The sequence below is a fragment of the Blautia luti genome (assembly GCF_013304735.1).
GTDB lineage: Bacteria > Bacillota > Clostridia > Lachnospirales > Lachnospiraceae > Blautia_A.
Genome location: NZ_JAAITI010000072.1, coordinates 1 through 3,274, shown reverse-complemented (window position 1 = coordinate 3,274; position 3,274 = coordinate 1). Strand labels below are relative to the sequence as shown.

General features: G+C 42.4%; 2 protein-coding genes and 1 pseudogene. All 3 read left to right on the top strand.

What is annotated here, in order from left to right; all coding sequences use genetic code 11:
- On the top strand, nucleotides 1-2,375 hold a 2,375-nt coding region (locus tag G5B06_RS18370), incomplete at its 5' end, for a VirB4-like conjugal transfer ATPase, CD1110 family (protein WP_202030872.1).
- 16 nt (nucleotides 2,376-2,391) lie between these two features.
- Nucleotides 2,392-2,502: a hypothetical protein gene (locus G5B06_RS18365; protein ID WP_008688066.1), complete on the top strand. Its 111-nt coding sequence runs from the start codon at nucleotides 2,392-2,394 to the stop codon at nucleotides 2,500-2,502.
- A gap of 3 nt (nucleotides 2,503-2,505) precedes the next feature.
- Nucleotides 2,506-3,274: pseudogene (locus tag G5B06_RS18360) on the top strand (peptidase M23); the annotation flags it as partial.

Sequence of the window (3,274 nt, the reverse complement as noted above, 5' to 3'; positions counted from 1 at the left end):
AAAAAAGCAGAAAAGAAAGAGAACAGGAAAAGCGTAGGAAGAAGCAGGAACGGGACCGCAGGAAACAGAAAAATATTCCTACAACTGCGCAGCAGAGTATTCCGTATATTCGGATGCTGCAGGATGGTATTTGCCAGGTGACAAAGAACTTTTTCTCCAAGACGATTCAGTTTTATGACATCAACTATCAGCTTGCTTTAAATGAGGATAAGACCACGATATTTGAGAATTACTGTGATTTCTTAAATTACTTTGATTCTTCCATCAGTGTGCAGCTGTCCTTTATCAATCAGCAGGTGGATGTGGCAGAATTTGAGAAAAGCATTGACATTCCTGATCAGAACGATGACTTCAATGCCATTCGTGATGAGTACCGTACTATGTTGAAAAATCAGCTTTCAAAAGGAAATAATGGTCTGGTGAAGACAAAGTATATCACTTTTGGAATCGAAGCAGAAAGCCTGAAGGTGGCAAGACCAAGGCTTGAAAGAATCGAAACAGATATCTTAAACAACTTTAAGGTCCTGGGAGCACAGGCACATTCACTAAATGGTCTGGAAAGGCTGGAGATTCTATATCATGTGTTCAACCAGGATCGGATTGAACCATTTAAGTTCCAGTATAAGATGCTGCCGGAAACCGGATTAAAGACCAAAGATTTTATTGCACCGACTTCCTTTAACTTTTCCAAGAATCAGACATTTATGATGGGAAGAACGATGGGGAGTGTGAGTTACCTGCAGATTCTTGCACCGGAGCTGACAGACCGGATGCTTGCAGACTTCCTGGATGTGGATGACAGCATCAATGTCAACATTCATATCCAGTCCATTGATCAGAGTTCAGCAATCAAAATGATCAAGAGCAAGATTTCAGATCTGGATAAGATGAAGATTGAAGAGCAGAAACGGGCGGTACGTTCCGGTTATGATATGGACGTGCTTCCATCAGACCTTGTAACCTATGGAGAAGAGGCGAAGAACCTGTTGGAAGATCTGCAGTCCAGAAATGAGAGAATGTTCCTTGTGACATTTCTGGTAATGAATACCGCAAAGAAGCGTCAGAAGCTGGATAATAATATTTTCCAGGTGCAGGGAATTGCACAGAAATATAACTGTTCTTTAAAACAACTGGATTATCAGCAGGAAGCAGCACTCATGTCCTGTATTCCACTGGGAGTCAATCGAATTGAAATTCAGAGAGGGCTTACCACATCTTCAACAGCGATCTTCGTGCCATTTACGACACAGGAACTGTTTCAGGAAGGGGAAGCTCTTTATTATGGATTAAATGCATTATCCAACAACATGATCATGGTTGATCGGAAACGTCTGAAGAACCCGAATGGACTGATTCTTGGTACACCTGGTTCCGGTAAGTCCTTCTCAGCAAAGAGGGAAATTACAAACTGCTTCCTGATTACGGAAGACGATATCATTGTCTGTGATCCAGAAGCCGAATATTCGGCACTTGTGCAGGCACTGCATGGGCAGGTAGTTCGGGTTTCGCCAGTATCTGACCAGTATATCAATCCAATGGATCTGAACCTGAACTATTCCGAGGAAGATAATCCACTGTCACTGAAAGCAGATTTTATTCTGTCTTTGTGTGAGCTGATTGTTGGAGGAAAGAATGGACTGGAGCCGGTAGAAAAGACCATCATTGACCGCTGTGTACGGTTAGTATATCAGGAATATCTTGCCGATCCAGTGCCGGAGAAGATGCCAATCCTGGAGGATTTATATAACCTTCTGAGAAAACAGGAAGAGCCGGAAGCACAGCGACTGGCCACTTCGTTGGAAATCTATGTTACAGGTTCTCTGAATGTATTTAATCATCAGACAAACGTGGATATCAATAACCGCATTGTCTGTTTTGATATCAAGGAGCTTGGTAAGCAGTTGAAAAAGATCGGGATGCTTGTAATCCAGGATCAGGTCTGGAACAGGGTAACGATGAACCGTTCTGCCCATAAGTCCACCAGATACTATGTGGATGAGTTCCATCTTCTCTTAAAAGAGGAACAGACTGCAGCTTATAGTGTGGAGATCTGGAAGCGATTCCGTAAATGGGGTGGTATTCCAACTGGCATCACTCAGAATATTAAGGATTTGCTGTCTTCCAGGGAAATCGAGAATATATTTGAAAATTCAGATTTTATTTATATGCTGAACCAGGCTTCCGGAGACAGGCAGATTCTGGCAAAACAGCTGAATATCTCACCAACCCAGCTGTCCTATGTAACCAACAGTAATGAGGGTGAAGGACTTCTGTTTTATGGAAATGTCATTATCCCATTTGTAGACAGATTCCCGAAGAATTCCCTCTATAAAATCATGACAACCCGCTTGGAGGAGACTTCTGAAGCAGGTTAAAACAAAGGAGAAAACAATGTTACGAGCAATTTCATATGTATTAACTTTTAGTGGCGGTGCTGTTTTTGGCATCGCTTTTCTCTGTTTATTACAGGCAGGGAAAGGGTATCCGAAGAAGGAGGAGTAATCAGTGGCAGAACAGAGAATGAAAGTCAGGGACAAGAAAGTCCAGAAGATGACCAAGGATGGTCTGGTGGAAGAAAACCTGACAGATAAATCTTCTGTTCGTGTCAGTAACCGTGTCGGTGATGTGCAGATGGGAAGAAAACAGGGGGAAAAAGAAGAAAACCTTGTGGATAAGTCTCCCCGCCAGTCTGAACGGAGTGGGAAAAATATTCGACCCTCTGTGCAAAAATCCAGAGATGCACCGGAACTGATACGGACAGAGAAGCAAAGTGAGGATTTTGGACAGAGTAGTAAACAGCAAAATAGAAAAAGAATCCGTGCTGAAGTCGGAAAAGAATCCAGACTTGCAGAAGAATCCGAAGCCGGACAGTCAGGGAGACTGAAAGAAAAACGTGCTGATCTATCAGAAAACAGAGGAGACAGCCGGAGAAATCAGACAGGTGGCAGCAAAAAGCCAAAACAAAAACAACGTTTGAAGTTTGCTTATGAGGAAACTGGTGCTTCTGTGAAAAATGACAAAGATATGGAGAAATTGAACCAGATGGATACGGATGGAGTCAATTTCCGCCATCAGAAACAGAAAGAAAAAGCCAAAAAGTTTTCTTATGAAGAAGCAAGAAAGAAAAAGGAAGCAAAGCAGCATTCCAAGAAAGCACAGGTCTATCAGGCAAATGAAGGAGAAACTCCTGGAAAGAAAAAATCCCGTTTGAAGTTTGGTGAAGGGGAATCTGTGAAAACAGAAAAAACTTCTGTTGTCAAGAAAGCAGGAAGTG